Origin of the sequence: Cellulomonas algicola (assembly GCF_003851725.1) — a bacterium.
In the GTDB taxonomy this organism is placed as follows: Bacteria; Actinomycetota; Actinomycetes; order Actinomycetales; family Cellulomonadaceae; genus Cellulomonas; species Cellulomonas algicola.
Genome location: NZ_BHYL01000411.1, coordinates 1 through 5,334, shown reverse-complemented (window position 1 = coordinate 5,334; position 5,334 = coordinate 1). Strand labels below are relative to the sequence as shown.

Here is a 5,334-nt window from a genome sequence, read left to right as displayed (position 1 = left end):
CCTCCCAGCCCGCGGGCAGCGTCGCCTCGGACCCGGAGAACGGGAACAGCGCGCCGGGCCCGACGAGGTCGAGGACCGCGTCCCACACGTCGGGGTGCTCCCACGACCGCACGGCCGCGAAGATCGACACGTCCGGCAGGAAGCGGCGCGCGAGCTCGTTGCCCTCCGACAGGGCGGCGTGCCGCCCGACCAGCGAGTGCCAGGCGGCGTTGTCGAGCACGTGCTCGTCGGCCAGCGGGGAAGTCGTCGACCCGACCGTCACGGATGTGTCCCTTCGTCGTGGTCCGGGCTCGCGTCCGGACGTGCGCGCGCAGGACCGTACGCCCGAACACCGGCACCGTCGTGGACCTTCCCCGCCCGTCCCGCGCAGTGAGACCGCCCACGCCCCCTACCCTCGGTCGTGCCCCCGCTGGTGCGGCAGCGCACCGTCGTCGACGACCGAGAGGACCCCATGTCCGTCACCCCGCTGTCCGCCGGCCAGAACGCGCCGCTGCCCGACACGACCGTCCGGGTCGAGGTCACCGGCGCGGTCGACCTCACCGCCCTGGTGCTCGGCGCGTCCGGCACGGTCAGCAGCGACGCCGACATGGTGTTCTTCAACCAGACCACCGCACCCGGCGCCCGCCTGACGGGCAGCACGCTCGACCTGACGCTCGGGTCGCTGCGCCCCGGCGCCGAGCGCGTCGTGCTCGTGGCGTCGCCCGCGACCGACGGGCAGACGTTCGCCACGGTCGGCGGCGTGGCCGTCACGCTCACGTCCGGGCCGTTCGCCGCGCGGTACGCGCCCGAGGGGCTGTCGACCGAGACCGCGCTCGTGCTGTGCGAGGTGTACCTCCGCGGGGGTGCGTGGAAGGTGCGGGCCGTCGGGCAGGGGTACGCCGACGGGCTCGCAGGGCTCGCCCGGGACTTCGGCGTCGACGTCGCCGACGACCCCGCGACGCCCGCGACGCCTGCACCCCCGCCTCCGCCTGCGGCCACGCCCGCACCCGCACCCGAGCCGCCCGTGTCGCTGACCAAGGGCGCCGAGAAGCTCCCCGCGCCCATGCGCGAGACGCTCGACCTGCGCAAGAGGCTCGTCACCGTCTCGCTCGAGAAGAAGGGCGCCGCCGGCCTGCGCGCGCGTGTCATCGGCGTGCTCGACGTCTCCGGCTCCACCGCCGGGCTCTACCGGCGCGGCGTGTTCACGCGCGCCGTCGAGCGGATCATGCCCGTCGCCGCCGCCCTCGACGACGACGCCGAGATGCAGATGTTCCTCATGGGCGCACGCGGCGTGCGCGTCGACGACCTCCAGGTCGGCGACCTCCCGCAGTGGCTCGAGCGCTGGACCGGCCGGCGGCCCGTCGAGGCCGGCGGCGTCAACAACGAGCGCGCCGTCATCGACGAGGTCCTGCGCTACGTCGCCACGCAGCCCGCCGACGTTCCGACGCTCGTGCTGTTCTTCCACGACGGTGGCGTCACCGACAACCGCGGCACCGAGGCCGCGATCCGCGCCGCCGTCCCGTCCCCGGTGTTCTGGCAGTTCATCGGCCTGGGCCGCTCGAACTACGGCATCCTCGCCAAGCTCGACGACCTGCGCGGCCGCACCGTCGACAACACGGGGTTCTTCGCGCTCGACGACATCGACGCCGTCCCCGACTCCACGCTCTACGACCGGCTCGTGCAGGAGTTCCCCGACTGGGTCCGCGCCTACTACCCGGCCGGTCACCCGGCGCGCGTCGCGGCAGGCCGCTGACCCGGGACCTCCGGACCACCGCCCGCCCTCACCTCCGCGGGACGATGGAGTCGTCGCCCGGCACCACCCGGCGGCGCCCGCCGACGGAGAGGAGCGGACCATGTCGCACCCCTGGGACGTGACGGTCTACCTGGTCGAGACCCCCGACGCCGCCCGCGGACCCCTCACGCAGGCCCACGCCGTGCTCGCGAGCGCCGACGGCACGACGCTCGACGGCTACGGCCGCGCGCGCGTGCCGGGGGAGACGGACGACACCACGGCGAGGCACGCGCTCGCGGTCGCGGGTGCGCTGCGCGACCTCGCGCGCCGGCTCACGCTCGAGGCCGGCGAGCGGTCCGGGCTCGAGCGCGAGGAGCTCGCGACGGCCTGCTGACCCGCACGTGCGAGGACCCGGGGCCTGTGACCCCGGGTCCTCGTCTGCCGGCGTCCGCCGGTCCGTGGCGATCGTCCACGGACCGACCGACGCCGCGGGGAGCGGCCCGCCACCTGCGGCTCACCGGCGCCGACCACCCCGTGATCGTCCGTCAGCCGTCGTCGTGCACGACGACCACCGGCACCGTCGCCTCGCGGAGGACCGCGCCGCTGACGGAGCCGAGCAGCATCCCGCGGAAGCTCCCGAGGCCGCGCGACCCGACGACGAGCAGCGCGGCACCCGTGCCGAGATGCACGAGGGCGTCGGCCGGGTCGTCGTCGACGAGCGCGAGCTCGACCTCCAGCCCGTCGTTCTCCGCGCGCAGCGCGTCCGTCACGGACGTCGCCGCGCGGTGCGTCGGGTGCTCCTCGTCGTCGGTCGCGACGGGCGGGAGGCTGCCGCGCCCGAACGGGTCGGGGATCGTCGGCCGCGCGTGCACGATCCGCAGGGGCCGGCCGAGCAGCGTGGCCTCGCGGGCGGCGAGCCGGGCGGCGACGAGCGACGCGGACGACCCGTCGACGCCGACGACGACCGCCGCGTCGACCGCCGTCGGGTGACCGGGGCCGGAGCGGACGACCGCGACCGGGCACTGCGCGTGCGCGGCGACGTGCACGCCCGTCGACCCGGTGCGCGCGCCGCTGCTCCGCACGCGCGCACCGACGACGAGCAGCGCGGCGTCGGCGCTGACGTCGCGCAGGGACGGGACGACGCGGCCGTGCAGCGCCCGCGTCTCGACCGGCAGGCCGGGATGGCGCTCCTCGACCAGGCGCGCCTGCTCGTCCAGGTACTCCTTGACCTCGGTCCCGAGGTCGTGGGTGTCGACGACCGGGTACCAGCTCCACGCCATCGTCTGCCAGGAGTCGTCGAGCACGCGCACCAGCAGGAGCGCGGCGTGCCGCCGCTCGGCCTCGTGGACCGCCCAGTCGAGGGTCAGTGCGCTGTGCGGTGAGCCGTCCAGGGCGACGACCACCGGTCCGTCGGCACGCATCGCTGCCTCCTCCGCTCCGGCGGCGGCTGGGGGCCGGCTGTGCGTCGGCCTCGACGCCGCGTCCCTTCCAGGCTCCGCCGTGCGGGCCCTCGCGACCCGGGACCTGGGTCCCGAATGTGGCCGGGCCGCGCGCTGCGGCGGAGGGGCTCAGCGGCCGGGGTGCGCCGTGAGCCGACCCGTGGTGCGGACCTCGACCGGCACGCCCTCGACCACGGCGGGCACGCGGACGCCGGGGTGCACGACGTTGACGCGCAGCGCGTACCCGCCGCACCGGCGCGTCAGGTCGACACCGCACACGCCGGGCCGCCCGCGGAGGGTCGCGCAGAGCCGCTCCTGCGCGCGCCGCGCGGCGACGAGCGCGTCGTGCGACGCGACGAGCGACGGCGCGTCGCGGGCGTCCTGCACCTCGTGCTCGTCGTGCCTCTCGTGCGCGTCGTGCCTGTCGCGGCTCCCGTGCGTCGTCATGGTCCGCACCGCCCTCCTGGTCCCAGCGCACCGCGCCGACGCACGCGTGACGAGGGGCGAAGGTCCCCGGCGGGTGACCTCGCGCCCGTCACCACGTGCCGGGGAGGTCGAGCAGGTCGTCGCACGTGCCCGTCGCGCCGTCGGCGCCCGTCCACGTCACGTGCGCCGCGCCCGTCGCGAGGTCCACGTCGAGCGACGCCACCGCGGTCCCCGCGCGTCGGGTGAGCGACAACAGTGACCCGGCGAGACCGACCTCGACCCCACCGCCGAACGCGGGATGGGTGTTGCGGAACCGGCACAACGCGAGCAGCGCCCGCACCACCGGCCGGACGAGCGCGGCCGCGACCTCGTCGGGCGTGTAGCGGTGCCGGTTCACGTCCCGCCCGACGCCGGTTCGCTCCAGCAGGTCCACGTCGTTCCCGCCCGCCAGCGCGCCCACGTAGTACACCTGCGGGATCCCCGGCGTGAACAGCTGCACCGCACGCGCCGCCAGGTACCGCGCGTCGTCGCGCCCGAGCGCGTCGTAGAACGTCGAGTTCACCTGGTACAGGTCGAGGTTCGACGCCGCCGCGCCCGTGGCCCGCGCCGACGCACCACCCGTGCGCGCGTGGATCCCCTCGACGAGCTCGTCGACCTGCGACGGCGTCAGCAGCCCCGGCCGCTCGGGCTCGCCCGGCTCGACCGTCTGGTCCCGCCCGACGTCGATCACCCCGATCCCGTCGTGCGTGTCCAGGACCGTCACCGCGTTCGCCGGCCGCATCCCCAGCCACCGCACCAGCGCCGCACCGTCGCCCGTGTACAGCGCGTGCAGCACCAGCGGCGGCAGCGCGAAGTCGTACACCAGGTCCACCGACCGCCCGATCTGCACCTGCCGCTCGTAGTAGGCGTGCACCTCGACCAGCACGTCCACGCCGCGCTCGCGCGCCCGCGCCGTGAAGTCCTCGATGAACGCGAACGTCTCCGGCGTCATGAAGCACGTCGTGCCCGGCGTCTTCACCGCGTACCCGACCGCGTCCAGCCGCACCAGGCGCACGCCCGCCCCCGCGACCGCGTCCAGGATCGACGTCAGGTACGCGCGACCCGCGTCCGCGTGCACGTCGATGTCGACCTGCTGCGGCGTGAACGTCGTCCACACGTACCGCCACCGGTCCCCGAGCCGCACGGGCGTGAACGGCAGGCCCGGCCGTGGCCGGTAGATCCGCGTCAGGTCGGCCTCCGTCGCGCCGCCCGGGAACACCGACGACATCGTGAGGAACATCGACGCGTGCGGGGACGCGTCACCGCGCTCGCGGACGTCGCGGAACGCGGGGGAGTCGGCCGAGACGTGGTTGACGATGAGGTCGACGACGACGTCGTGCGTCCGCGCGAGGTCGCGCACGTCGTCCCAGGTGCCGAGCCGCGGGTCGACGTGGGTGTGGTCGACGGGGTCGAAGCCCGCGTCGGCGCCGTCGAAGGGCGTGAAGAACGGCAGGACGTGCACGCCGCCGAACACGCCGGCGAGCTCGGGGGAGCGCAGGAGCCGGGCGAGGCCGGGCAGGTCGCCCGCGAGGCGGTCGGCGTAGGTGATGAGCTGGACCTGGTCGCGCAGCGCCATGGCGTCCTCCTGGGCCGGGCCGTCGGCCGCGCGGCGACGGTGCCGCGTGACCGGCCTCGGGTCGAGCGTCCCGCGGGTGCGCCGCGCTCGCACGCCCGGCGCGTCGCACGCGCGGCGCATCGCGGGCCTGGCGTGTCGCGCGC

The 5,334-nt window shown here is 75.9% G+C and carries 5 protein-coding genes and 1 pseudogene; 2 read left to right on the top strand and 4 right to left on the bottom strand.

Features of this window, described 5'->3' with window-relative positions; translation table 11 throughout:
• Window positions 1-262, bottom strand: a pseudogene (locus tag CTKZ_RS20130) (GNAT family N-acetyltransferase); the annotation flags it as partial.
• Window positions 263-400: 138 nt separating this feature from the next.
• Between CTKZ_RS20130 and CTKZ_RS20125 the strand changes: the two are divergent.
• A complete protein-coding gene (locus CTKZ_RS20125) occupies window positions 401-1,732 on the top strand; it encodes a vWA domain-containing protein (protein ID WP_235843579.1) in 1,332 nt (443 codons plus the stop codon).
• 100 nt (window positions 1,733-1,832) lie between these two features.
• Complete coding sequence (locus CTKZ_RS20120; protein WP_124344573.1) at window positions 1,833-2,105, top strand: dsRBD fold-containing protein; 273 nt, start codon at window positions 1,833-1,835, stop codon at window positions 2,103-2,105.
• Between the two features lie 151 nt (window positions 2,106-2,256).
• On the opposite strand, the gene CTKZ_RS20115 is transcribed toward CTKZ_RS20120, so the two are convergent.
• The 3 genes from CTKZ_RS20115 to gtfA form a co-directional block, all read right to left on the bottom strand.
• The gene (locus CTKZ_RS20115) at window positions 2,257-3,132 is read right to left on the bottom strand and encodes a universal stress protein (protein WP_124344572.1); all 876 of its coding nucleotides are present in this window, start codon (window positions 3,130-3,132) and stop codon (window positions 2,257-2,259) included.
• 147 nt (window positions 3,133-3,279) lie between these two features.
• Window positions 3,280-3,597: a hypothetical protein gene (locus tag CTKZ_RS20110; RefSeq protein WP_124344571.1), complete on the bottom strand. Its 318-nt coding sequence runs from the start codon at window positions 3,595-3,597 to the stop codon at window positions 3,280-3,282.
• 88 nt (window positions 3,598-3,685) lie between these two features.
• Window positions 3,686-5,191, bottom strand: coding sequence for a sucrose phosphorylase (gtfA, locus tag CTKZ_RS20105; protein ID WP_200829850.1), 1,506 nt, complete (start codon window positions 5,189-5,191; stop codon window positions 3,686-3,688).
• Between the last annotated feature and the right edge of the window lie 143 nt (window positions 5,192-5,334).